Below are 24,985 nucleotides of genomic sequence, written 5' to 3'. Positions count from 1 at the left end.
GCCCCCTTAGCCTGAGCAGGTTGCGGCCGTTGTGGGAGGGGCAACGCGTGAGACCGGGCTTCGCGGATACACCATAGGCTCATCTGTGGTTTTACTGTCCGGGCGGCGCGCAGCCCGCCGCCGATAGGAATGGATGCTTCGTCCTGCCGAAGGTGTTTCAGGTCGTGCGTTGACGATTTATTGATATTATATAACATATAATCGATTTCGATTTGATGCCTATGATCGCGAGCACCCGTCATGACAATCCTCTACGTCTTGGACCTCCAGAGGGAGACGCAATATATCGGATCGGGCGACCATCTCATCGTCGCCCAGGCGGGTCTCATCCTCAACCCCGGCAACGATCTCGCCTATGCCGTCTCCTATGTCGAATTCAACGACCATTCCTCCGTCACCGTGTTCGGGCAGATCTCGGGGGCGATCGCCGGGATCAACTTCAGCAACCAGTACAGCACGGCTTTCATAGGCTCCACGGGCTTCGTCCATGGGGGCGAGATGGGCATCGACATCGGCAATCGGGGCCGGGTCTTCAACAACGGCCAGGTTCAGGGCGGCCGGGTCGGGATCTTCGCCAGTTATGCCGACGTCGCCGTTGCGAACAGCGGCGTGATCTTCGGCGAAATCGGCCTTCAGGGTCTCGCGTCGTTCGATGTCGACAGGACGGAAGTCCAAAATACCGGCACGATCGTCGGCATCACCCACGGCCTTTGGCTCGACAAGAGCAGCCGGACCACCAATGCGGGCACGATTCAGGCGATCGGAGGCCCGGACAGCATCGGCGTGTGGCTGGGCACCAGGGCTTCCCTCTTCGGCCTGCCCGCCTCCCTGGCGACGCTCGCCAACACGGGAAGGATCATCGGCGGCACCGCCGTTCAGGGCGGCGACGGACGGGAGACGATCCGCAACGGCGGCATGATCGCAGGCGACATCCATCTTCTCGGGGGCGACGACATGTTCGACGGGCGCGGCGGAACGGTGATCGGCATGATCGATCTCGGCGACGGAGACGACACGGCCCATGGCGGCGACGGGGACGATACCCTGATCGGCGGCGATGGTGACGATGCCCTCTACGGCGAGGGCGGGAACGACGTTCTCGAAGGCGGCGCCGGGAACGATACCCTCGACGGCGGCTCGGGTATCGATGACATGGCGGGCGGTCTCGGCGACGACACCTATATCGTCGCCGACGACGGCGATTGGGCCCAGGAAGAGGCCGGGGAAGGCACCGACACGGTGTACGCGTCGATCTCCTTCACGCTGGGGCCGCATATCGAAAACCTCATCCTGACGGGAACGAGGGATCTCTCCGGCACCGGCAACGACATCGCCAACGTCATCACCGGCAATGCGGGCAGCAACGTTCTGGACGGGGCTGCGGGAGCCGACACGCTGATCGGCGGGCTCGGCGACGACGTCTATTTTGTCGACGACGTGGGCGACGTCGTCATCGAGAACGACCGGGAGGGGACCGACGGGGTCGCCGCCTCGATCTCCTTCACGCTGGGAGATCACATCGAGAACCTCTTCCTGATCGGAGGGGACGACATCAGCGGCACCGGCAATGCCCTCGACAATGCGATCATCGGCAATGCCGGCAACAACACGCTCGATGGCGGCGCCGGCGCCGACACGCTCGCGGGAGGCGCGGGCGACGACACCTACATCGTCGACGACGCCGGCGATGTCGTCGGCGAGAATGCCGGTGAAGGAACCGATACGGTCCGGGCGTCCATTTCCTACAGTCTCGGCCTTTTCTCCGCCCTGGAAAACCTCGTTCTCACCGGATCGGGTCATCTGCGCGGCGAGGGCAACGAAGTCGCCAACGTCATCACCGGCAATGCCGGCAACAACACCCTCGACGGCGGCGCAGGCGCCGACACGCTGATCGGCGGTCTCGGCAACGACACCTACATCGTCGACGATATCGGCGACATCATCATCGAAAATGCCGGAGAAGGCACCGACACGGTCGAGACCTCCCTCTCCTTCACGCTCGGGGACAATGTCGAGAACCTCGTCCTGACCGGCGAGGACGACGTCAGCGGCACCGGCAATGCTCTCGCCAACACCATCACGGGCAATGACGGCCACAACATCCTCGACGGCGGCCTCGGTGCCGACACGCTCGCGGGCGGTCTCGGCAACGACACCTATATCGTCGACGATCAAGGCGACGTCGTCGTCGAGAATGCCGGTGAAGGAACCGATACAATCCGGGCCTCGGTCAGCTACGCCCTTGCGGCCCATGTCGAGAACCTCGTCCTGACCGGAGCCGCCGATATCGGCGGCACCGGCAACGATCTCGCGAACGCCATCACGGGCAACGGCGGCAACAACACGCTCGATGGTGGCGCAGGCGCCGACACGCTGATCGGCGGGCTCGGCGACGACACCTACATCGTCGACAGTACGAGCGACGTCATCGTCGAGAATGCCGGCGAAGGGCACGACACGATCCGGGCCTCCGTGTCGTTCACCCTCGCCGATGAAGTCGAAAGCCTGGTCCTGACGGGATCGGGCCATATCAGGGGCAACGGGAACGCCCTCGCCAACACCATCACGGGCAACGGCGGCAACAACACGCTCAACGGCGGCGCGGGCGCCGACACGCTCGCAGGCGGTCTCGGTAACGATACCTATGTCGTTGATCATGAGGGCGACATCGTCATCGAGGAAGCCGATGCCGGCGACGACCTCGTCATCGCCACCGTCTCGTTTACGCTCGCGGCCCATATCGAACGCCTGTCGTTGAGCGGGAGCGACCATATCGCCGGCACGGGAAACAGCCTCGCCAACACCATCAGGGGCAACGGCGGCAACAACACCCTCGACGGCGGCGCGGGCGCCGACACGCTGATCGGCGGGCGCGGCGACGACACCTATATCGTCGACGACACGGGCGATGTGGTGACCGAGAGTGCCGGCGGGGGAATCGACACGGTCGAGGCCTCCGTCTCCTTCACGCTCGGAGCCAATGTCGAGCATCTCGTGCTGACCGGAACGGGCCATCTCAGCGGCACCGGCAACGGTCTCGACAACACGATCACGGGCAATGCCGGCAACAACACCCTCGACGGCGGCGCAGGCGCCGACACGCTGACCGGAGGAGGAGGCGACGATCGCCTGGACGGCGGAGCGGGTCGGGATGTGGCGGTGTTTTCGGGGGCACGGACCCATTACGTCATCGTCCGGCAATCCGACGGCACCCTCACCGTGACCGACAGCCGCGCCGGCGGCGACGGCCAGGATACCTTAAGCAACATCGAGTCCCTGCAATTCGCGGACGGGACGATCTCCCTGTCGCCCTCCTCGCCGGCAGCGCCTGTCGTGCAGGGCACAATCCGCACGATCGACGAAAACGCCGACCCGCAGACGGCCGTCGCCATGGTGCGATCGCCCGATGTCGCGGCGGGCGAGATCGCCTATTCCCTCGTCGGCAATCCGGGAAACAAGTTCGCGATCGACCCGGCGGGCGGGGCCATCACGCTGATCGGCCCGGTCGATTACGAGGCGGGGCCGAACCAGGATCCGGATCTGCAGACCGAGTTCGGCGGTACGCCCCAGGAGCGCAAGTTCTACCTGCTCACCGTGAAGGGGACCGAAACCGCGACCGGCTGGGAGACGCAGACGACGACCCTTAGGGTCTATGTCACGGACGAGAACGAGGCGGCGACCGGCGTTTCGTTCGGCCCGGCGAATGTCGTCCGCGTCAACAGCAGGGCTGGAGACGATGTCACGACCGCGACGGCGCAGGATCCGGACACCTTCCATCCCGAGTTCCAGGTCAACAAGTTCCGGTTCACCGATTCTCAGGACGGGTCAAGCGGTTTGATCAGTGCGGATGGTCTGTTCAAGATCAACGCCAACTCCGGTCTGATCGAACTGAACCGCGATGCGACGGTTGCCGATGCAGGCAATCATACGCTGAAGGTTCAGGCCTATGACGGGAACTTGGCGAGCCCGGTCGTCGAACATGTCGTCCGTGTCCTTGGTGCGGACGAAAACGCGCCGCCGTCGAACATCGCCTTCTCGGACAACACCGTCCGCGAGAATTTGGGGCGCGGCAACATCATCGGCCGGTTCACCGCAACGGACACGGATGCGCTGACCTGGACCCTGGTCGACGATGCGGGAGGGCGTGTCGAGTTGGGCGGCAACGGGCAGTTGCTCGTGAAGAACCAGACGAAGATCGACAGCGAACTCGCCCCCACTTTCGATGTCGTGGTCGATGTTTTCGACGGTACCACCACCGTACGGTTCACGAAGACTCTTACGATACTGAATCTTCAGAAGGAGACGGTGAACGGCCTGTCGACCAATATCCCGGGGATCGGCATCGACGACTATCTCAGGGGAGGGGCCGGCGACGATACGTTGAACGGCAGCATCGGCAACGACACCCTGAGCGGAGGCGGCGGATCCGATCGCCTGAACGGGGGCGCTGGTGACGATGCATTCCGGTTCGATGCGGCAATCACGAATCTGAACACGGACAAGATCGTGCAGTTCGATCTGAAGGATCCCGGTAATCCGGCAGTCAACGGCGACCGCATCGAATTGGCTCAGACCCGGTTTACGGGGATCACGGCGGCCGACGTGGACAATGGCATCTTGAAGGCCAGCGTCTTCCATGCGGGGACGCTCGCAACCGCGCAGGCGAACCACCGCATCGTCTACAATCAGGCGACAGGGGAGATCTGGTATGACCGGGATGGCTTCGGGGTCGGAGTGGCGGCCAACTTGATCGCCACGATCATCAGCCCGACCAAGCCGGCTCTCACAAACGAGTACTTCCATCTCATCTAACGCGGGACATGTCGAGGGTGGGCTTTACGGCTCGCCCTTGAATGAAATATAATACCATCACATATGCCGGAGCCGAGGGCTGGGCATTTCAACATCAGGTCTGAAAGGGGCTCCTAATACTACAGCCGGGGTTTGCGCCGGTGTCGGGTTCGCTTGCTCCAGTGACAGTCACGGGCCCGTTGCTGATGCCGTCGTCGCCATACAGACCAATGCGCGACAGCCTCAACCGAAGGTGGCTGCTCCCACACCAGATACCAAAGCAGCCGTCGCACTTCCGGTACGGTGAAGGGCACCAGTCCCGCCGCGTGCACGACGAGCTCCTCTCCCCCCGATGGCGTGCCGTCGCACGACGGTGAGGTACGCATGCCCCAGCATCGCCAACGTGATGTGGCGATGCCAGCCCGTCCACGAGCGCACCTCATACTGATCAAGCCCGGTTTCCCCCTTGGCTTCCTCAAAGCAACGTTCAATCGTCCAGCGCTGGCCTGCCACGCGAACCAGCGTGGTCAGCGCCGTGTCGGCAGGCGCCCAGGTGAGATAGAACGTGAACTGATGCGGCCGGCCCCTCTTGCGCCGGATCAAGAAGCCGGACTTCCAGCCGGTCGGCGGGATGCCGTAGGGCAGATAGGCCCAGTCATACAGCCTCGGCCCTTCGGCGCCATCGCCGGCGCTCAGCCTCTCGCCGGCACGTCCTCAAGCCAATCCTCGACGTGCTTAAAGCCGAGCCGCTGGGCCGAGGTCACCGCCAGCACATAGCCACACCCATGCGCCTCGACCAGGCGCCGCGTCTGGGAATCGGCGCCATAGAGGCTGTCGCCCACCACCCAGGCGCACGGCACGCCGGCCGCCAACGCCCGCTTCAGCATGGCTTGCCCTTGCTTCGGCTTGGTGGTGAACATGACCTCCTCCGGCACGCCGGCTTGCGTGCGGCGCGCCGCATCGAAGGCCCAAGCCTCGGGCAGGTACAGTGCCCGATCGATGAGCGCATGGCCATGCCGGCTGGCATAGGCGAGAAACACCCCGATCTGACTGTTCTTGTTGCGGCCTGCGGTGCCGGAGTATTGGCGTTTGACACCGACAGACTTGTCGCCCTTCTTCAAGAAGCCCGTCTCGTCGAGCACCAGCACGGCCTCGAGGTCGCCGAGATGCGCGACCACGTAGGCGCGCAGATCATCGCGCACAGCATCGGCATCCCAGTGCATGCGGGACAGGAAATCCTGCACGCCATCAGGAGTGACATCGCCGGCGGCTTCCGCCAGATGCCAGCCGTTCTTACGCTCAAGCGGGGCGAGCAATCCCTGCAGATAGGCACGGGCCCGTCGACGCGGCTCGATCCGGCTGAAGCGGGGAGCAATCCGAAGGCACAAATCGTCCAATTGGTTGGCCCAGCGGTGGGCCTCACTGTTGAAGCCGTCGGACGTGGGTTCGGTTTCACACGTCCGACGCTGTAGCCATTCATCGTCATGGTCGTCCCGGACTTGATCCGGGATCAGTCCCGGCCATCCACGTCTTGGGAACGACTGCGCCACAAGGACGTGGATGCCCGGCTCAAGGCCGGGCATGACGAGAATGATGCTCCCACGATGGAACAGCGCATCGAACGCGGGAACTGGGAACCGGTTTCGCGTGAAAAGATGCTCAAGTCCAAAGTCCGACAGCATCGGATGTGGGTTCGATGTCACGTCCGATGCTGTAGCGCCAGGTGCGGCGGCGCGGGATCCCGCGCCGCAGAGCCGGAAACCGGCGGGAACGCGGCACTGGCCCGCTCCCGCCTTTTTTAAGGATCAGGCCGCCTGCTTCTTGGCCTTCAGGAGGCCGCGATTGGCCATGGCTTCGACGATCTGCACGGCGTTGAGCGCCGCGCCCTTGCGCAGGTTGTCGGAGACGCACCAGAAGGCGAGGCCGTTCTCGACGGTGATGTCCTCGCGGATGCGGGAGATGTAGGTGGCGTCCTCGCCCGCCGCCTCGTGGGGCGTGATGTAGCCGCCGGGCTCGCGCTTATCGACCACCATGATGCCGGGCGCGGCGCGCAGGATCTCGCGAGCCTCGTCCGCCGTGATCGGCTTCTCGAATTCCACGTTGACCGCTTCGGAATGGCTGATGAAGACCGGCACGCGCACGCAAGTGGCAGTGAGCTTGATCTTCGGGTCGAGAATCTTCTTGGTCTCGGCCATCATCTTCCACTCTTCCTTCGTGTAGCCGTCCTCCATGAACACGTCGATGTGAGGGATCAGGTTGAAGGCAATGCGCTTGGGAAACTTCTTCTCCTGCACGTCCTGCAGGGAATAGAGCGCCTTGGTCTGACGGTCGAGTTCGTCCATGCCGTCCTTGCCCGCGCCGGACACGGACTGATAGGTGGCGACGACCACACGCTTGATGGTGGCGCGGTCATGCAGGGGCTTCAACGCCACGACGAGCTGGGCGGTCGAGCAGTTCGGATTGGCGACAATGCCCTTCTTGATCTCGCGCAGCGCCTCGGCATTCACCTCCGGCACCACCAGCGGCACCTCCGGATCGTAGCGCCAGGCCGACGAGTTATCGATCACCACCACGCCCTGGGCGGCGATCTTCGGCGACCATTCCTTGGACACCTCGCCGCCGGCGGACATGAGGCAGAGATCGACGTCGGAGAAGTCGTAGGTATCGAGCGCCTTCGTCTTCAGGGTCTTGTCGCCGTAGGACACTTCCGTTCCCTGGCTGCGGCGGGAGGCCAGCGCCACCACCTCGTCGGCCGGGAACGCCCGCTCGGCCAGAATGCTCAGCATTTCGCGGCCCACATTGCCGGTCGCACCGACGACGGCGATCTTGTAACCCATTGGACTTCTCCTGTTATCGCTCTCCCCGGGACTTGTCATGAACCCTTTTCGGGTGTCGCCTCTCGCCCCGACGGGAGAGAGGACCGGGGACGACGAGGCTTATTCGGCCGTCGTTTTCACGGCCGTCGTGGCGGTTTTCGTTTTGCTCGTCGTGAGGGTGAGCAGCGCCATTTGCCTTCGTCCATCCAGAGCCGCCTTCACGGGCGTGCAATCGGCTCTTGATCTCTCTATTGCCGCATTGTTCGGCGGCGAACCGGGGTCCGCTTCGCCAAAAAACGCTCCAGGCCCGGTCCGGACCTCGATGCGCCCAGCAACACACCAAAGGCGCGTGTTCGTCAAGCACTGTCTGCAAGAACGGCACGTCCGGCGGTCGGATCGAGCAATAAGCTTTCGTTTACCTTGGTGGGCAAAATCTTCCGGGATAACGCTCTGATACGCTAGAACATGGTGAGACGGATCCAACCGACAGGTGTTTGAAGCGAGATGGCACAGGCCGGCTCTCCCGCGTGGAACGAGGACGAGGCGTTTTTCGACGAACGCCCGGCCCGCCGCGCGCGCAGGAGGCCGACCCGGTGGTTTCGCGCAACGCTCATGTCCGGCCTCATCATCGCCGGGCTCGTCTATTTCGCCCGGCAGAAGACCGACGAGCCCAGGGTTGCTGCCCGCGGGAGCGCTCCCCCGTCCGTTCTGATCGCACCCGCTCCCGTCTGGACGCCACTTGCGCCGGCGCCGGCTCTCTATGCGATCGAGAAGGCCGCGGGTGCTCTCGCCGTCGAGGCGCGGCAGAACGCGAGCGGAGCACGGGAGGATACCCTGATCCTCGGCCGCTTCGGGAATTCCCCTTATGCCAGGCTCACCCTGGTCCAGGGCCCGGCGGAGCCGCCCCGCAGCTTCTTCGTCGACGCGGCGCGCCGCGCCGCTCAGGCGGGCCTGGCCGTCTCGCGCCTCGCGCAAAGCCGGATGGTGGCGACCAAGTTCGGTCCCGTCGAGGCCGCCGTCGTGACCCTCGTCGGGTCTCGGGACCAGGAATGCCAGGCCTTCCGGTTCTCCGACGGCGGGTCCGGCTTCGGATTCCAGGGTTGGCTTTGCGATGGGGAGGCCAATGCCCCGGACGATGCGCAACTCGCCTGCCTCATCGACGGCATCGTGCTCTCCGGGGCGGGAACCCCGTCGCTGAAAGCCCTGTTCCTGCACGTCGAGCGGAACCGGACGGGGGCCTGCGCCATCGCGGCCCGGACGTCCTCGACCGGCGTCAGGCCCCCTCCCCGACCGTGATCGCCACCCGGTGCATGACATTGCAGCCATAGCCGTTCGGGTTCCAGTTGACGGCCCGGAACGGCTGGGCGCGGCCCTGTGAATCGGTCGCACGGGCCATGATCTCGTAATAGCCGTCTCCGGGCAGCGCGACCGTGGCGGTCCAGCGCACCCAGTCGTAGCGGTTGCGCGGCGGCGTCATCTGTGCGGCAAGCCACGTCGCGCCGCCGTCGATGGAGCATTCCACGCCCGTCACCGCATCGTCCCCGGCCCAGGCCGCTCCCCGGACCGCGATGCTCTTCGTCCCCGAGGCATGGCGCGAGCCGTGGGCCGGAGCCGTGACGATGCTGCGCACGGGCATCGATTCGAGAATCCGCGTCTCCACGTGCCGCCCATCGGAACCGGGCGACAGCGGCCGGACCGGAACGCGATAGGACAGACCCGTCATGCCCGGGCCGTCATGTTCCCGGTCGCGGATCCAGATCCGCGTCAGCCATTTCTGGCTCAAGGAGCCGGGCCAGCCGGGCACGATCAGCCGCAGAGGGCCGCCGTGAACGAACGGCAGGGGCTCGCCGTTCATGGCCCAGACGAGCAGCGTATGCTCGTCCAGTGCCTTCGCCATCGGCATGCCGCGCGACATGGCCTGCTGCTCCCGGCTTCCCGTCTTGTCCGGATCGGCTCCGAAATGGCCGGTGAAGCGCGCCGTTTTCTTCAGGCCCGCCGCCCGTAGAACGTCGGCCAGGGAAGTGCCCGTCCATTCCGCGCAGCCGGCGCCGCCATTCGTCCAGGCATTGCCTTCCGCCGGCGGCTCGAAGAACGAGCGCCCGTTGCCGCCGCATTCGAGCACCATGCGGAAGGTCCTGGCCGGAAACCGGCTCTTCAGCTCGGCCAGCGACAGATCGAGCGGGCGCTCCACTTCTCCGTCGATCGTCAGGCGCCATGCCTCCGGATCCTCCGCCGGCTCGGGCAGAAGGCCGTTGTTGCGGATGAAGAAGCGGGAAACCGGGGTCGTTTCGTCGTCGAGCAGCGCTTCCGGCGTCTCGGCCACGAAGGGCGCTTCCCCCAGCACCGAGAGGCGATCCTTCCTGAACAGCCCAAGGGCCTTCATCCGTTCCTGCATGCGGTTTGCCTCTCACTCCTCCGGTGAACCTCGCCTCCGGTGAACCTCGCGATTCGAAGGAATCAATTTAGGCAGATTGCCTTGTTCTGACAGCTTCTGGATTCCATCACACTGCCCAGCGGCGGAAGCGCAGACTCAGGAACGTCCGCTCGTCTTCCGCGTTCAGCCCCGCAGCCTCCTGGACCCCGGAACCGAAGTGCCGGTGGGCTCCCTCAACCACGATGCCACGCAGGGCATTCTGTCCTACCTGTCGAGTCCGCCCTGGATCGGCCAGCGCGAACGTTCGGCGAAGGCGTTCTGCCGATCCTCTTCCCGATCCCCTTCCCGATCCCCTTCCCGATCCCCTTCCCGATCCCCTTCCCGATCCCCTTCCCGATCCCCTTGGCGGGCCATTCGTCGGCGCGCGCAATCCCTTCCCGAAATTCGGCGTTCCGGATGTGGAGGCGACGGGATCGATCCGATGATCCCGATCATCGGCAAAAAGCCCCGGTAGGATCCGGGGCTTTTTTTGTTCCGACGTTGTCCGCGATTAGGACTGAGCTTCCAGCTCCCTCACGATGGCGTCGCCCACGTCCTGCGTGCCGACCGCATTCATGCCGGGAGCCGCGATGTCCTTGGTGCGCATGCCGGAGGCCAGCACGTTGGCGATGGCCTTCTCCAGGCGATCCGCCTCGTCGACCAGGCCGAAGGAATAGCGCAGCGCCATGCCGAAGGAGCCGATCATGGCGATCGGATTGGCGAGCCCCTTGCCGGCGATGTCGGGGGCCGAACCGTGCACCGGCTCGTAGAGCGCCTTGCGCCGGCCGGTGGCCGGATCCTCCAGTCCGAGGGACGCGGAGGGCAGCATGCCGAGCGAGCCCGTGAGCATGGCGGCGATGTCGGACAGGATGTCGCCGAAGAGGTTGTCGGTGACGATCACATCGAACTGCTTGGGATTGCGCACCAGCTGCATGGCGCAGTTGTCGGCGAGCACGTGCTCGAGCTCCACGTCCGCGAATTCCGCCTTGCCGACGCGCGACACCACCTGGCGCCAGAGCACGCCGGTCTTCATCACGTTCATCTTCTCGGACGAGGACACCTTGTTCCGGCGCTTCCGGGCGAGGTCGAAGGCGACGCGGGCGATGCGCTCGATCTCTCCGGTCGTATAGACCTGCGTGTCGACCGCGCGCTGCTGGCCGTTCTCCAGGGTCACCAGCTCCTTCGGCTCGCCGAAATAGACGCCGCCGGTGAGCTCGCGCACGATGACGATGTCGAGCCCTTCCACAATCTCGCGCTTGAGCGAGGAGGCGTCGGCGAGGGCCGGATAGCAGATCGCCGGACGGAGATTGGCGAAGAGGCCCAGATCCTTGCGCAGGCGCAGAAGACCGGCCTCGGGGCGCACGTCATAAGGCACGCCGTCCCATTTCGGGCCGCCCACGGCGCCGAAGAGCACCGCGTCGGCGGCCTGAGCCCGGCCCATGGCCTCCTCGGAGATGGACTTGCCGTGCGCGTCATAGGCCGCGCCGCCGACGAGATCCGTCTCGGTCTCGAAGCCGACGCCGCGCTGGCGGAACCAGCCCACGACCTTCTCGACTTCGCGCATGACCTCCGGACCGATGCCGTCGCCGGGAAGAAGGAGAAGCTTGTGCGTTGCCATGGGAGAGGCCCCTTGTTGTTCAAACAGTGATGTGCCGGGTTCTTAAACGGCCGAATAGCCCGATTGGCAAGCGTTTCCACCTTGGCCGTTAGGCGTAACCGCGCCGGAAGCCGCGCTTCCGCTCTCTTTCACTGTTCCGCCGGCCGCCGGTCGCGGGGCGTTCGCACCACCGTCACCGAGCAGGGCGCCTGCGCCACCACCTGGGACGAGACGCTGCCGAGATAGCGGCGGAGCGCCGAGGAGGCCCGCGCCCCGATGACGATGTGGTCCACATCGTTGTGGCGCGCATAGTCGACGAGGGCGTCGGCCGGATCGACGGCCTCCAGCACGCTGTAGGTGATCCGCTCCTTCGGAATCTCGAGGCCCGCGCCCCAGTGCTTGAGCTGGATGAGGCGCTGGACGTGCAGGCTGCGCCCTTCCTCGTCCTCGAGCACGTCGACGGTCAGGCGCGAGAGCTTGAGGACGTTCACGCAGGCCACCCGCGCCTCGGTCTCCATGGACAGGATGCGCCCGAGAAGGACGCGCTGCGCCTCGTTCAGATCCTCGCTGCCCGGCGCGAGATCGATGGCGACGAGAATGATCGGCGCCTGCGAGAGCTGGCGCGCGATGTTGGGGGTTTCGAGCGGCTGAGCCCGGCGCGCTTTCAGCCAGCGCCGGAAGGTCTGCATGCCGCCGTTGCGTTCCAGCCTCCCGGCGCGTTCCGTGAGCGTGACCTGATCCGGGTGTTCGAGGTCGAGCGCGAGCTGCGCCGCCGTCGCGTAGCGGTCGTTCGGGTCCACCTCCAGGCAGCGCAGGACGATCTCCTGCAGCCAGGGCGGGCAATCGGGATTGATCGCCCGCGGCGGCACCGGATCACGCCACAGGCGGCGGCGGATCTGACCGCCCTTCGGTACGCCGAAGGGGCGCTCGCCGGTCACGAAGACATACAGCATCGCGCCCAGCGCGAAGAGGTCGCTGCGCGGGTCGGCGCGATCCTCCAGCACCTGCTCGGGCGCCATGTAGGGCGTGGTGCCCAGAGGCTCGCGGAACTCCTCCGCCAGAAGGTCGGGAAGCTGCTCGTGCCGCGCGAAGCCGAAATCGACGAGCACCGCCTCGCCCGTCTCGCGGAACATGACGTTGCTGGGCTTCACATCGAGATGAATGACCTTCTGGAGATGCAGGTCGTGCAGGGCGCGGGCGACCTTCGCGCCGATCCGGGCCGCCTCCTGCCACGGCAGCGGCGCATGGGAGAGGCGCGCCTTCAGGGATTCGCCCGGAATGCGCTCCATCGCGACATAGGCCTGGGGATCGAGCGGTCCCGCAGCGACGAAGCGGGGCACGTGCGGGCCCGACAGGCGCGGCATGATCATCTGCTCGGTCTCGAAGCACACGATGGGAATGGGATCGTCGCTGTCGATGAGCCTGGGAAATTTCATGACCAGAGGCGCGGGATCGTCCTCCCGCTCCGCCGACCAGATCTCGGCCATGCCGCCGGTGCTCAGATGCTCCTTGAGCGTGAACCCGTCGATCACCATGCCCGGCACGAGGCGAAGGCGCATGCTCAGCGACCCTCCTCGAGACGCTGGGCAAGCCTTTCGGGCAGACCCGCCTCGCGCACCTTCCGGGCCGCCGTGACCGTGTCGTAGGGCACGCGGAAATAGCGCAGGCTCTGGCGGCTTGCGTCGAACACGGCGTAATTCGCGGCCGGGACGCCGTCGCGCGGCTGTCCCACGGCGCCGATCACGGCCAGCCACGTGCGGGTGGCCAGAAGCGGAATCTCGTTGTCGCCGACGGGCGCGAAGGAGCCCACCTTCGCGGTCGTGCTCATGTGATAGAGCATCGGTACATGCACATGCCCGCAGAAGGTGATGTGCGCATCCACCCGGCTGAAATGCCGTGCGGCCTCCAGCGTGTCGGTGATGTAGTTCCAGCTGCGCGGCGCGTAGCCGTTGGCATGGACGTAGAGGACGCTTCCCTCCTCGTGCACGAGGGGAAGGTCCGCGAGAAAGGCGCGCTGCTCCATGCCGAGCTGGCCTCTCGTCCAGCGGATCGCTTCCTGGGCGAGGCTGTTCATGTCCTCGTCCGAGCCGTCGATGGCCGCGTCGTGATTGCCGAGGAGCGCGACGGCGCCTTCGTTCACGAGCGTTCTGACCATATCGACGACCCAGGCCGGGTCGGCCCCATAGCCGACATAATCGCCCAGGAGGATGAAACGGTCGACCGAGAGCGAGCGGGCATGGGCGAGGCAGGCCGAGAAGGCTTCGCGATTGCCATGGATGTCGGTCAGGAGCGCGATGAGCATGCGCGCACTAAACCCCTAACCTTTCCTTAACGCAACCTCGCCGGGGCCGGCAGGAAACGGGTTTTCCCCCTCAAGACGCTTTCCTGGTAAACAGAAGCGCGATCCCGAAGCCGATCATGGTGACGCCGGACAGACGGTTCAGCCAGCCGAACACCCGTCCGTTGCGGGAGAGCCGGTTGAGCCGGTGGCCGAGCACGGAATAGACGAAGACCGCGACCACTTCGAGCGCGAGGAAGATCGCGCCCACGATCGCAAAACTGAGCCAATAGGCGCCGGGCTCGATGAATTGCGGAAGGAAGGCGGTGAAGATGAGGATCGCCTTGGGGTTGCCGATGGCGGTCCAGAATTCCTGCAGGGCCAGGGCCTTCAGGGGCCGGCGGACGGTGGCCGCCGGCGCGTCGATGGCGGCGCCTCCCTTGAGGATCCTGACGCCGAGCCAGATCAGATAGGCGGCCCCCAGCCATTTGAGGAACGAGAACGCCGTTTCGGAAGCGGCCAGCACGGCTCCGACCCCGAGCGCCGTCAGGGCGATCATGAGCGCGAAGGCGACGAGACGGCCGGAGGATGCCATCACGGCGGTGCGGACCCCTTCCCGCAAGCCGTAGGTCAGGGAGAGCAGGTTGTTGGGTCCGAACGCCATGTTGAGTGCAAAGCATGCCGGAACGAACAGAAGCAGCGCACTCCCCGACATGGTCTCCATCACCTCAGTGCTTCCAGGACCTTGCCGCCGGGACGTCCCCGCGGTTCGAGGCCGATCCGGCGCTCCACGTCCTTGATGGCCTCGCGGGTCTTGGAGCCGATCTTGCCGTCCACGTCGCCGATATCGTAGCCGCGGGCGGCGAGCAGGCTCTGCAGCTCGCGGCGCTGGGCGCGGGACAGCGGCGGGTCGTCCGTCGGCCATGCGGCCTGGATGCCGGGCAGACCCTTCATCCGGTCGCCCAACAGCGCGATGGCGAGGCCGTAGGATTCGGCCGCGTTGTAGGAATAGACCGCGTCGAAGTTCTTGGTGACCAGGAAGGCCGGTCCGTCGATGCCCGCCGGGATGATGATGCCGGCCTGGTAACCGCCCGAGAGCGGACGCCCGTCGATGCGGGTCACCCCCATCGAGGCCCAGGACGAGACCGGACGCTTGCTCTTGCGGCCGGCGAGCTTGGCGTTGAAGGTCCGCGGCAGGCGCACCTCGTAGCCCCAGGGCATGCCGTTCACCCAGCCGGCTTTCTTCAGGAAGTTGGCGGTGGAGTGAACCGCGTCCGGCACGGAGGCCATGATGTCGCGCCGCCCGTCGCCGTCGCCGTCGACGGCGAGCCGCTGGAAGGTGGACGGCATGAACTGCGTATGCCCGAAGGCTCCGGCCCAGGAGCCGCGCAGGGAGGCCGGGTCCATGTCCCCGTCCTGCACGATCTTGAGCGTCGCCATCAGCTCGCCCTTGAAGTATTCGTTGCGGCGCGGCGCGTAGCAGACCAGGGTCGAGAGCGACTGCACGAGGGGCCGCCCGCCGATATCCTTGCCGAAATTGGATTCCACGCCCCACACGCCTGCGATCGCATAGCGGTCGACCCCGAAGCGCGCCTCGGCGGAGGCCAGGGCCTGCCCCCATTGCCGCATGGCGGCCTTGCCATCCTGCACGCGCTCGTCGTCCACCAGGGCCGAGAGATAGTCCCAGATCGGGGTCTTGAACTCCGGCTGGTTGCTCATCAGGTCGAGGATCGACAGATCCGGCTGGATGCCGCGGGTCGCGGCGTCGAAGGCCTGCCCCGAAATGCCCTTGGCGGCCGCCTGGGCGCGCAGGGACGACAGGCACGAGCGGAAATCGGCCTGGGCCGAGGCCGAGGAGGCGGCGGCCAGGGACAGCACGCCGAGGATCGCGGGAAGAAGGATGCGTTTCATGCCCGCGACCTTGCAGGCAATTTGGTTAAACTTATGGTAACGGGACTGCTCTCCCCGTCATGCCCGGCCTTGGGCCGGGTATCTAAGCCTTTTTGGCGCAGAGCTTCCAAGACGTCGATGGCCGCACCAGGTGCGGCCATGACGAGAGGCGTGAAGCCTGGAAAGAGAAGCGGGATACGGAACGCTCAGGCCCAGGCGCGTTCCGAGAGCTTCTCCTCGAAGCTGTCGATGGTCGAGGCCTTTTCGAGGGTCAGGCCGATGCCGTCGAGGCCGTTGAGCATGCAGTGCTTCTTGAACGGATCGATATCGAAGGTGATCCTGCCGCCGTCCGGGCCGCGGATTTCCTGGGTCTCGAGATCGACCGTGAGCGTGGCGTTGGCGCCGCGGCTGGCGTCGTCGAACAGCTTCTCCAGATCCTCCGGCGAGACCTTGATCGGCAGGATGCCGTTCTGGAAGCAGTTGTTGTAGAAGATGTCGGCGAAGCTCGTGGAGATCACGCAGCGGATGCCGAAATCGAGCAGCGCCCAGGGGGCATGCTCGCGCGAAGAGCCGCAGCCGAAATTGTCGCCGGCGACCAGGATCTGGGCATTGCGGTACGCGGGCTGGTTCAGCACGAAGTCCGGATTCTCGGAACCGTCCTCGCGATAGCGCATCTCGGAGAAGAGTCCCGTGCCGAGACCCGTGCGCTTGATGGTCTTCAGGTACTGCTTGGGGATGATCATATCGGTGTCGATATTGATGATCCGCAGCGGTGCCGCGACGCTTTCCAGCACGGTGAACTTTTCCATGGTCTCAAACTTCCTTCAGGCGGCAAAGGGCTTCGTGGATGCCTCTTAGCAAAGGCGTCACGACACGACTAGCCTCGCGATGGTCGCGCCCGGCAAGAATTTGTCGTCGGGAGGGCGCCTGACGCAACGATCTGATACGAGCCGCCAGCGTCCTGCCAAACCTCGTCATTCCGTGCTTGATTCGAAGGCGCTCTTCGGCAACTTTATTGCAATGAGACGGCGTCTTCGCAAAATCCTGTCCGGCCTCCTGGAGGAGGTTGCCATCCAGCTGATCGGAATGGCCATGCTCGCTGTCTGGCTGCTGGCGCTTGGCTTGGCGGGAGGGTGCATCTCGCTCCTGGCCCCTCAGTCGTATGGCATTCTTCTGACGGCTGTTGCCGCGCTTGTCCTGGCGGTCCCGCTTCTTGCGCTCTGGCGATACCTGCAGAAAGAATCCTCCTGAAGCTCGAGATCACGAAGCCGCCGCTTCGATGGCTTCCATGTCGTCGTCCGAGAGGCCGAAATGATGGCCGATCTCGTGCACCAGCACATGGGTGACCAGCGATCCGAGGCTCTCTTCGTGCTCGGCCCAGTAATCGAGGATCGGGCGGCGGTAGAGCCAGACCATGTTGGGAAACTGGCCCGTTTGCATCGTCGCACCGCCCTGCGCGAGGCCGATGCCGCGAAAGAGGCCCAGGAGATCGAAAGGCGTCTCGCAGCCCATCTCCTCCTGGGTCTCGTCATCGGGAAAATCCTCGACGCGGATCACGACGCCCTCGCACAGCGCCCGGAACTCTTCCGGCAGGCGCGCATAGGCCGCCTCGGCGAGCGTCTCGAAGGTCGCGAGGGACGGAGCGTGGAGAGAGGACCAGTCTGTCATGGGATCAGAGCATGCCAAGCTGGATCAGGAGCCACAAGCCCAGGACGACGACGCCGACGAGAGACAGCGCCCGTCCGATCCGCCGGCCCCAGAGCTCGATGGGATCCGTGCCGCCGTCCTCGCCGGCCCCGACGGCATCGCGGGCGCCGAAATGCTCCTGCGCCTGCCGGCTCATGCGGGCGAGCGCCGAGGAGCCGACGGATTCCGTGTCGCGGCGCACGCGCTCCAAGGCCTCCCGGGCTTCGCGTTGGCGCTCCTCATCGTTCATGATCCATGTCCTTTTATCTATGTCCTTTTCGACGCAAGATTCTCGAAACCATAAGCCCGGCTCCCGCTTCCCTCAACGGAACGACTTGCCTTAACGGAACGACTTGCCTCAACGGAACGTCTTGCCGGCTTGGCCGTTGATGCTCTCGGAATAGGTAACTCGAAACGAGGCAACAATGGGTAAGATTCTTGGTATCCTGGCCGTGGCCGGGCTGACGGTTCTCGGCGCCGGTGCGGCATCGGCTCAGGGCGTGGGCGTGCATGTGGGCCCGGCGGGCGTTCATGTGGTGCAGGAGCGGCATCATCGTCCGGTTTATCGCGAGCGGGTCGTCGAGCGCCGCGTGGTGCGTCCCGTCCGGTCCCGTACCGTGTGCCGCACGGAAATGCGTGAGCGCGTGCGCCCCGGCGGCGTGGTGGTGCGCCGTCCGGTCGAGGTCTGCCGCCGTATCGTCGCGGGCCGCCGGGCCTACGTGGACTGATCGACGAAGCCGAGCGGACCGGCCCCCCCCCGGCACGGATCGGCATGAAAAAGGCGGCGGACCCTGAGGCCCGCCGCCTTTTTCGTTGGTCTCGAGAAAAACCGGATCAGCCGAAGGTGCGGATATCCACGAACCGGCCCGCGATCGCCGCCGCCGCCGCCATGGCGGGGGAGACGAGATGGGTGCGGCCCTTGAAGCCCTGGCGGCCTTCGAAGTTGCGGTTCGAGGTGGACGCACAGCGCTCGCCGGGAGCGAGACGGTCGGCATTCATGGCCAGGCACATGGAGCAGCCGGGCTCGCGCCAGTCGAAGCCCGCGGCCTTGAAGATCCTGTCGAGGCCTTCGGCCTCCGCCTGCATCTTCACGATGCCGGAGCCCGGCACGATCATGGCGTTGACGCGCTCGTTCACCCGCTTGCCCTCGACCACCTTCGCGACGGCGCGCAGATCCTCGATGCGGCCGTTGGTGCAGGAGCCGATGAACACGCGGTCGAGCTCGATATCGGTGATCTTCTTGCCCGGGGTGAGGCCCATATATTCCAGCGCCCGCCATTTGGAGAGACGCTTGTTCTCGTCCTGAATGTCGTCCGGGTTCGGCACGACGCCGGCGACCGAGATCACGTCCTCAGGTGACGTGCCCCAGGTGACGATGGGCGGGAGGTTGGCGGCATCGAGCCTGATCTCGGTGTCGAAGAACGCGCCCTCGTCCGTGCGCAGGGAATCCCAGTAGCGCACGGCGGCCTCCCAGGCCTCGCCCTTCGGGGCCTTGGGGCGATCCTTCAGGTAGGCATAGGTCTTCTCGTCCGGCGCGACGAGGCCCGCGCGGGCGCCGCCCTCGATGGTCATGTTGCAGACCGTCATACGGCCTTCCATCGACAGCGAGCGGATCGCCTCGCCGGCAAATTCGATCACGTGGCCGGTGCCGCCCGCCGTGCCGATCTCGCCGATGATGGCCAGGATGATGTCTTTCGCCGTGACGCCGGAGGGCAGCTGCCCGTCCACCGTCACGCGCATGTTCTTGGCCTTCTTCTGGATCAGCGTCTGCGTCGCGAGCACGTGCTCGACTTCCGAAGTGCCGATGCCGTGGGCCAGCGACCCGAAGGCGCCGTGGGTGGAGGTGTGGCTGTCGCCGCACACGATGGTCATGCCCGGCAGGGTGAAGCCCTGCTCCGGTCCCACCACGTGGACGATGCCCTGACGGGTGTCGAGCTCGTTGTAGTACTCGACGCCGAACTCCTCGGCGTTCTGGGCGAGGGTCGCGACCTGGGTGGCGGATTCGGGATCCTCGATGCCCTGCGACCGGTCGGAGGTCGGCACGTTGTGGTCGACCACCGCGAGGGTCTTCTGCGGCTGGCGCACCTTGCGGCCCGCGGTGCGCAGGCCCTCGAAGGCCTGCGGGCTCGTCACTTCATGGACGAGGTGACGGTCGATGTAGAGAAGGCACGTCCCGTCATCCTGCTGATCGACGACGTGGTCGTCCCAGATCTTGTCGTAGAGGGTGCGGGCTTTGGCCATGGGAATCTTCCAGCAATGAGAAAGGTCTTCGGACGTCTTCTAACGGCACCCGAGCGGGAGGAAAAGGTGTCCCGAACGCGCACCGCTTTGAAAGGATCGCATAGCTGATTGCCCGGGATGCGCAATAAAATTCTTTCGCTCCGGACCAGCGCATCGTGCGGACCCGGCGGGCCGCTCAAACGATGCGTTCACCTAAGAAGGGAGCATCGGATTCAATCCCGAAAGGGCAGATCCACTTTTGGGCCCGATGCTCTGGCGGCAAGGCGCGCCGCCATAAACAAAAAGCGCGGCCGTGAAACCGCGCTTTCGTAAAAACGTGCTGAACGGAAAGCCTTACTTGGCAGCCGTGGCGTCCGTCTTCTTCTCGACGCGCTCGGCGATACGGGCCGACTTACCGCGGCGGTCGCGCAGGTAGTACAGCTTGGCGCGACGGACGGCGCCGCGGCGCACGACCTTGATGGAATCGACGTTCGGCGAGTAGACCGGGAACACGCGCTCCACGCCTTCGCCGTAGGAAATCTTGCGGACCGTGAAGCTCTCCTGGAGGCCGCCGCCGGAACGGGCGATGCAGACGCCCTCATAGGCCTGCACGCGGCTGCGCTCGCCTTCCTTCACCTTCACGTTGACGATCACGGTATCGCCGGGCTGGAAATCCGGGATGTTCTTGCCGAGCTTGGCAATCTGCTCCTGCTCGAGCTGCTGAATGATGTTCATGAGTTCTACTCCTGCCGTTGCTTGACCCTGGGGCTCGCCCCAGACCAGCGGGATTTCGGCGTCCTGTTTTAAGTTGAGGCCGCGCCTATACAGGAGTTTTGGAGAATTGTCGAGCGGGCCCGGGAGGTCGAAAACCGCTCAGCGACCGATCGCAGGACCGATATCGGCAAAAAGATAGCGCTCGAACCAGTCGGGAAACGCCCGGACGAGCTCCTTCGGCCCTTCGAGGTTCATGCCCATCCGGCGAGCCTCTGTGAAGCCCACGTCCCCGCGCCACCATGCGGCCAGGACGGAGAGAGACGTCCGGACGCATATCGGCTCCGGAAATCCGGGATTTTGCGTGCAATGGGAGACCTCTCTCGCCCTCAGCAGCAGGAAGCGGGGCTTGTGCTGCCCGTCGATTTCGAACCGGACAACGAGGGGGTCCTTGGGCAGCGCTTCGGAGCGGATCCGCCTTTGCATGTCGACGAACAGAGGTTCCAGGTCGAGATCCTCGACCTCCGCGTGTCGCGGCAGCCAGCGCTGGCCCCAGGCGCCGAGGGCACCGACCAGGGACATGAGATCCCGCCCCGCCTCGGTCAGCTCGTATTCCGGACCATGTTCGCCCGCGATGCGCGTGACGGCTCCCAGATGGACCAGCTCCTGCAGCCGTTCCGACAGCATGGTGCGGGAGATGCGCGGAATACCCCGGCGGATGTCGTTGAAGCGCCGGCTGCCGCAGAGAAGCTCGCGCACGACGAGCAAGGTCCAGCGCCCCCCGATGGCCTCATGGGCGCGCGCGACCGAACAGAACTGACCAGAGCCCGACATGGGCGAGCGCTACCACGGCGCCGGGCCACGGAGAAGTCCGGATTTTGGACCTGACGAAGGGGACGCGCCGGCTTATTCACGACATCGAGCCCATCACGACACGAGTCCCGATCATGACCGAGACGCAACCGAGCATCCTGAACCGCATCGGCGGCACCTCCCTCCTGGCCTTGCGCCGGATCGTCCCGCCCAACGGCGCCCGGATCCTGGTGAAGCTGGAAAACGAGAACCCGACGGGCAGCATGAAGGACCGCATGGCGCTCGCCATGATCGAGGCGGCGGAGGCGGACGGTCGCCTGCCTTACGGCGGCCCCGTCGTCGAATATACCGGCGGCAGCACCGGCGTGTCCCTGTCCCTCGTCTGCGCCGTGAAGGGACATCCTCTCCACATCGTCACGTCCGATGCGTTCGCGCGCGAAAAGCGCGATCACATGAGGATCCTCGGGGCGAAGCTCCAGGTCATCGCGAGCGATTCCGGGCGCATGACGGAAAAGCTCACCCGCGACATGATCGAGGCGGCCGGGATCGTGGCCCGGGAGACCGGGGCCTTCTGGACCGACCAGATGAAGAACCGGGACCAGCTTTCGGCCTATCACCGGATGGCCGAGGAAATCCTCGTCCAGACCGGCGGCGGGATCGACGGCTTCGTGCAGAGCGTGGGCACGGCGGCGTCCCTGCGCGGGATCGCGGAAGGCTTGCGGCGGCGCGACCGGAATATTCTCGTCGCCGCCGTGGAGCCCACCGAATCCGCGGTCCTGTCCGGCGGCCCGTCCGGCGCCCACAGGATCGACGGGATCGGCGCGGGCTACGTGGTGCCGCTCTGGCAGGAGAACGTCGCCGACGAGATCGAACGGGTTTCCACGGAGGAAGCCACCGCGATGGCGTTCCGGCTCGCGCGCGAGGAGGGCCTTTTCGCCGGGACGTCCACGGGAGCCAATGTGATCGCCGCCCTGCGGCTCGCCGAGCGCCTGGGGCCTCACGCCGCCATCGTCACCGTGATGTGCGATACGGGGATGAAGTATCTTCGGACGTATGGAGCGCAGCTCGCATAATTTTTGTTCATGGCCCTGCAAGGCACATTCTCACTCCGACGAGTTTCTTGTATCCAGATTGTTACTTAGGAACATAAAATTCGCCAGGGGAGTCAACGATGGGCTTGGACTTGATCCCGCTTGGAAAGCCTAAGCCAAGCCATGAGAATGAGCACGCGCGACTGTTCGAAGCACTCAAATCAGCCAGTTTCGTCGACATACCGTCCCCATCGGCTTTGGTGAGAATGAAGCAAAAGCTTCAGGTGCTCCTGGGGCTCAGAGCGAAATCCGACGTCAGCATGGGTCGGCAGGCGGATGGGCCGATCCTTCTTAAGCAGTTGGAAGGCATCTCCATCTCTCCATACGAGACTTTAGGATGCCCTCAGGTCGGCATCGACCCTGCTGCGGATACGTGGGCCGAGATGGCCTATGACAAGAGCGCTGAAAAGCGCGAGGGCCTGTCGTTCGAAGAATTTAAGCGTCAGCTTCATGGCGAGTACGTGCTTGCGCTCGCTCCTCCCAGTGATGGCTTGCCGCGTTACGCCAGCGGCCCTGGCAGGTACGTGGAAGGTTATGCTTTTCGCGGCAAGGCGCTGACGGAGGACGGCATTGAAGAGATCCTTGGATCGGATCTGCATATCCAAGCCTGGATGCATTTCACGCCCCAGGAGCTGATTGAGTACAGTGATCAGCTTGAGGAAGCTGCCCGACATTACGTGCAGGAGCATGACATCACGCGTGATGTCATGAGCCTTAAGGTGGGGGACGAGATCTCACACGAGGAGGAGTTGCTCCTGATTATCCTCTCGACCGCCCGCTGGTGCCGCTACTGGGGTAAGAACGGCCATCCCGTCTGGTCGGATTATTGATCCTCCAGCAGATCCGGCCGTCTTTCCCGGGTGATGCGCTCCGATTCCTGGCGCCGCCAGCGCTCGATGGCGGCGTGGTTGCCTGAGAGCAGCACGTCGGGAATGGCGCGGCCCTCCCACTCGCGGGGACGCGTGTAGTGCGGGTATTCGAGGCGGTTCGTCTCGAAGCTCTCCTCCGTCCCGGAAGCTTCCTTGCCCATGACGCCCGGAAGCAGGCGCACGCAGGAATCGAGCACGATCATCGCGGCCATCTCGCCGCCGGAGAGCACGTAATCGCCGATCGACACTTCCGTCAGGTTGCGCGCCTCGATCACGCGCTCGTCCACGCCCTCGAAGCGGCCGCAGACGATCACGACCCCGGGACCGGCCGCGAGTTCGCGAACGTAAGATTGGGTAAGCGGCCTGCCGCGCGGGCTCATGAGAAGTTTCGGGCGCGGGTCCTCGGCGGGAACCGCCGCGTCGATGGCCTGGCCCAGGACGTCGCAGCGGATCACCATGCCGGGTCCGCCGCCGGCGGGCGTGTCGTCGACCGCGCGGTGGCGGCCGAGGCCGTGATCCCGGATGTTTCTGGCCTCGAGCGACCACACGCCGCGCGACAGCGCATCGCCGGAGAGCGACAGGCCCAAGGGGCCCGGGAACATCTCGGGGTAAAGGGTCAGAATGGTGGCGGAAAAGCTCACGCGCGATCCTCGCCGGGCTCCGGCTTTCCGACCTCGAAGAAATCGTCCGGGAGCGCGGCGACGACGCGCTTTCCCGCCAGGTCCACGAGCGGGACGAAGGCCTTGGTGAACGGCAGGAGCACGGTCGGCCCCTTCTGAGCGGGCGCGACTTCGAGAAGATCGCCGCCGCCGTAATTGGGCACGCCGACGATGGTCCCGATGGTCTCGCCAGTTTCGTCTTGAACGGACAGCCCGATGAGGTCGGCGAGCAGGAATTCGTCTTCCTCGTCGGGCGGCGGCAGCTTGGCGCGCTCGACGAAGAGCTGCACGCGGTTGAGGGCCTCGGCCGCCTCACGCGTGGTCACGCCGTCGACGACGGCGATGAGAAGATCCGCAGCGCCCCCGGGAGCGGGGCGGACGGTCTTGAGGGAATGGTTTTTGCCGTTCGATCCGGCGAGCGGCCTGTAGCCGGCGATCGCCTGCGGATCCCCGGTATGGGATTTCAGCCGCACCTCGCCTTTCAGGCCGTGGGCACGGCCGAACTCGCCCACGAGGACGAGATCGTCGCTTTGCGAGAGAGCGACCCCTCCTGCCCCTTGCGGGGAGGAGATGGAGGTGGGGGTGCCAGCGCCACGTCCTGATGTCTTGACGCTCACACCCCCACCCCTGCCCCTCCCCGCAAGGGGGAGGGGTGAGGCGGAGCGCTGGTTGAAGCGCTCCTTCTTCGTCATGGTGCTTACGCAGCCTCGCCTTCGCCGGCAGCGGCAGCCTTGGCGGCAGCGCGCTCCTGGGCCTTCTTGCCCGGAACCGACTTCTGCGGGTTGTTGCGGGCGGAACGCTTCAGGAGGCCGGCAGCGTCGAGGAAGCGCAGGACGCGGTCGGTCGGCTGGGCGCCCTTGGCGAGCCAGGCCTGGATCTTCTCGGCTTCGAGAACGACGCGGCCTGCATCGTCCTTCGGCTTCATCGGGTCGTAGGTGCCGACCTTCTCGATGAAGCGACCGTCGCGCGGGGAGCGCGAATCGGCGACGACGATGCGGTAATAGGGACGCTTCTTCGCACCACCACGGGTGAGACGGATCTTCAGGGACATGGGTTCAACCTTTCAGTTTCAGTTTTTATGGAGCCGGGAATATGTTCGGCTTCCTTGCAGAAGGCTCCAGAGAGCAAGGAAACCGAAAGTCAGGAGAGGA

The 24,985-nt window shown here is 65.2% G+C and carries 22 protein-coding genes and 1 pseudogene; 6 read left to right on the top strand and 17 right to left on the bottom strand.

The genetic code is table 11. The annotated features are described in order from the left end of the window. Positions 1-240 precede the first annotated feature (240 nt). Entirely contained in the window at positions 241-4,812 is a 4,572-nt protein-coding gene (locus RE429_RS01520; RefSeq protein WP_414472641.1) for a beta strand repeat-containing protein, read from the top strand. A gap of 222 nt (positions 4,813-5,034) precedes the next feature. On the opposite strand, the pseudogene RE429_RS01515 reads toward RE429_RS01520, so the two are convergent. Both RE429_RS01515 and RE429_RS01510 read right to left on the bottom strand, forming a co-directional pair. Next, positions 5,035-6,188 (bottom strand): annotated as a pseudogene (locus RE429_RS01515) (IS701 family transposase). Between the two features lie 408 nt (positions 6,189-6,596). After that, positions 6,597-7,628: an aspartate-semialdehyde dehydrogenase gene (locus RE429_RS01510; RefSeq protein WP_414472640.1), complete on the bottom strand. Its 1,032-nt coding sequence runs from the start codon at positions 7,626-7,628 to the stop codon at positions 6,597-6,599. A 483-nt stretch (positions 7,629-8,111) separates the two neighbouring features. Here RE429_RS01510 and RE429_RS01505 point away from each other — a divergent pair, with 483 nt between their 5' ends. Beyond that, positions 8,112-8,903 (top strand): hypothetical protein, encoded by a 792-nt coding sequence (locus RE429_RS01505; protein WP_414472639.1) that lies wholly within the window; start codon positions 8,112-8,114, stop codon positions 8,901-8,903. Here RE429_RS01505 and RE429_RS01500 read toward each other — a convergent pair. From RE429_RS01500 to leuD, 7 genes are all read right to left on the bottom strand, one after another. Next, positions 8,881-10,002: a sulfite oxidase gene (locus tag RE429_RS01500; RefSeq protein ID WP_414472638.1), complete on the bottom strand. Its 1,122-nt coding sequence runs from the start codon at positions 10,000-10,002 to the stop codon at positions 8,881-8,883. The genes RE429_RS01505 and RE429_RS01500 overlap by 23 nt on opposite strands. Positions 10,003-10,531: 529 nt before the next feature. Continuing rightward, complete coding sequence (gene leuB / locus RE429_RS01495) at positions 10,532-11,638, bottom strand: 3-isopropylmalate dehydrogenase (RefSeq protein WP_414472637.1); 1,107 nt, start codon at positions 11,636-11,638, stop codon at positions 10,532-10,534. 128 nt (positions 11,639-11,766) lie between these two features. Further along, positions 11,767-13,176 carry a serine/threonine protein kinase gene (locus RE429_RS01490; protein ID WP_414472636.1) on the bottom strand — a complete coding sequence of 470 codons (1,410 nt, stop codon included), beginning with the start codon at positions 13,174-13,176 and terminating at the stop codon, positions 11,767-11,769. A 2-nt stretch (positions 13,177-13,178) separates the two neighbouring features. Beyond that, a complete protein-coding gene (locus tag RE429_RS01485) occupies positions 13,179-13,919 on the bottom strand; it encodes a metallophosphoesterase family protein (RefSeq protein ID WP_414472635.1) in 741 nt (246 codons plus the stop codon). A gap of 70 nt (positions 13,920-13,989) precedes the next feature. After that, complete coding sequence (locus RE429_RS01480) at positions 13,990-14,619, bottom strand: LysE family translocator (protein WP_414474277.1); 630 nt, start codon at positions 14,617-14,619, stop codon at positions 13,990-13,992. Continuing rightward, positions 14,619-15,806 (bottom strand): lytic murein transglycosylase, encoded by a 1,188-nt coding sequence (locus RE429_RS01475; RefSeq protein WP_414472634.1) that lies wholly within the window; start codon positions 15,804-15,806, stop codon positions 14,619-14,621. The genes RE429_RS01480 and RE429_RS01475 overlap by 1 nt, the downstream gene beginning before the upstream one ends. Before the next feature lie 185 nt (positions 15,807-15,991). Next, a complete protein-coding gene (gene leuD, locus RE429_RS01470; protein WP_414472633.1) occupies positions 15,992-16,594 on the bottom strand; it encodes a 3-isopropylmalate dehydratase small subunit in 603 nt (200 codons plus the stop codon). Positions 16,595-16,805: 211 nt separating this feature from the next. Between leuD and RE429_RS01465 the strand changes: the two genes are divergently transcribed. After that, positions 16,806-17,036, top strand: coding sequence for a hypothetical protein (locus tag RE429_RS01465; RefSeq protein ID WP_414472632.1), 231 nt, complete (start codon positions 16,806-16,808; stop codon positions 17,034-17,036). Positions 17,037-17,045: 9 nt separating this feature from the next. Here the strand turns inward: RE429_RS01465 and RE429_RS01460 are convergent, their stop codons facing one another. Next, entirely contained in the window at positions 17,046-17,453 is a 408-nt protein-coding gene (locus tag RE429_RS01460; RefSeq protein WP_414472631.1) for a metallopeptidase family protein, read from the bottom strand. Between the two features lie 4 nt (positions 17,454-17,457). Further along, the gene (locus RE429_RS01455; protein ID WP_414472630.1) at positions 17,458-17,721 is read right to left on the bottom strand and encodes a hypothetical protein; all 264 of its coding nucleotides are present in this window, start codon (positions 17,719-17,721) and stop codon (positions 17,458-17,460) included. A 175-nt stretch (positions 17,722-17,896) separates the two neighbouring features. Between RE429_RS01455 and RE429_RS01450 the strand changes: the two genes are divergently transcribed. Beyond that, positions 17,897-18,199: a hypothetical protein gene (locus RE429_RS01450; RefSeq protein ID WP_414472629.1), complete on the top strand. Its 303-nt coding sequence runs from the start codon at positions 17,897-17,899 to the stop codon at positions 18,197-18,199. 106 nt (positions 18,200-18,305) lie between these two features. On the opposite strand, the gene leuC is transcribed toward RE429_RS01450, so the two are convergent. The 3 genes from leuC to RE429_RS01435 form a co-directional block, all read right to left on the bottom strand. Further along, entirely contained in the window at positions 18,306-19,712 is a 1,407-nt protein-coding gene (gene leuC, locus RE429_RS01445; protein ID WP_414472628.1) for a 3-isopropylmalate dehydratase large subunit, read from the bottom strand. 333 nt (positions 19,713-20,045) lie between these two features. Then, positions 20,046-20,426, bottom strand: a complete 381-nt coding sequence (rplS, locus tag RE429_RS01440) for a 50S ribosomal protein L19 (protein ID WP_414472627.1) — start codon at positions 20,424-20,426, stop codon at positions 20,046-20,048. A gap of 138 nt (positions 20,427-20,564) precedes the next feature. Further along, positions 20,565-21,236: a winged helix-turn-helix transcriptional regulator gene (locus RE429_RS01435; RefSeq protein ID WP_414472626.1), complete on the bottom strand. Its 672-nt coding sequence runs from the start codon at positions 21,234-21,236 to the stop codon at positions 20,565-20,567. A 113-nt stretch (positions 21,237-21,349) separates the two neighbouring features. Between RE429_RS01435 and RE429_RS01430 the strand changes: the two genes are divergently transcribed. Together RE429_RS01430 and RE429_RS01425 are read left to right on the top strand one after the other, a co-directional pair. Beyond that, complete coding sequence (locus tag RE429_RS01430; protein ID WP_414472625.1) at positions 21,350-22,288, top strand: PLP-dependent cysteine synthase family protein; 939 nt, start codon at positions 21,350-21,352, stop codon at positions 22,286-22,288. 98 nt (positions 22,289-22,386) lie between these two features. Beyond that, entirely contained in the window at positions 22,387-23,136 is a 750-nt protein-coding gene (locus RE429_RS01425; protein WP_414472624.1) for a hypothetical protein, read from the top strand. Here RE429_RS01425 and trmD read toward each other — a convergent pair. From trmD to rpsP, 3 genes are read right to left on the bottom strand one after another with little or no spacing between them, the layout of a single operon-like run. Beyond that, positions 23,130-23,777, bottom strand: a complete 648-nt coding sequence (gene trmD, locus RE429_RS01420) for a tRNA (guanosine(37)-N1)-methyltransferase TrmD (protein WP_414474276.1) — start codon at positions 23,775-23,777, stop codon at positions 23,130-23,132. The genes RE429_RS01425 and trmD overlap by 7 nt on opposite strands. A gap of 35 nt (positions 23,778-23,812) precedes the next feature. Next, positions 23,813-24,526, bottom strand: coding sequence for a ribosome maturation factor RimM (gene rimM, locus RE429_RS01415; protein WP_414472623.1), 714 nt, complete (start codon positions 24,524-24,526; stop codon positions 23,813-23,815). Between the two features lie 5 nt (positions 24,527-24,531). Beyond that, positions 24,532-24,885 (bottom strand): 30S ribosomal protein S16, encoded by a 354-nt coding sequence (gene rpsP, locus RE429_RS01410; protein ID WP_414472622.1) that lies wholly within the window; start codon positions 24,883-24,885, stop codon positions 24,532-24,534. Between the last annotated feature and the right edge of the window lie 100 nt (positions 24,886-24,985).

Source organism: Microvirga sp. M2, assembly GCF_047497095.1.
Lineage (GTDB): Bacteria > Pseudomonadota > Alphaproteobacteria > Rhizobiales > Beijerinckiaceae > Microvirga.
The sequence above is the reverse complement of the archived record's forward strand: the minus strand, read 5'-3'. Positions and strand labels throughout refer to the sequence as shown.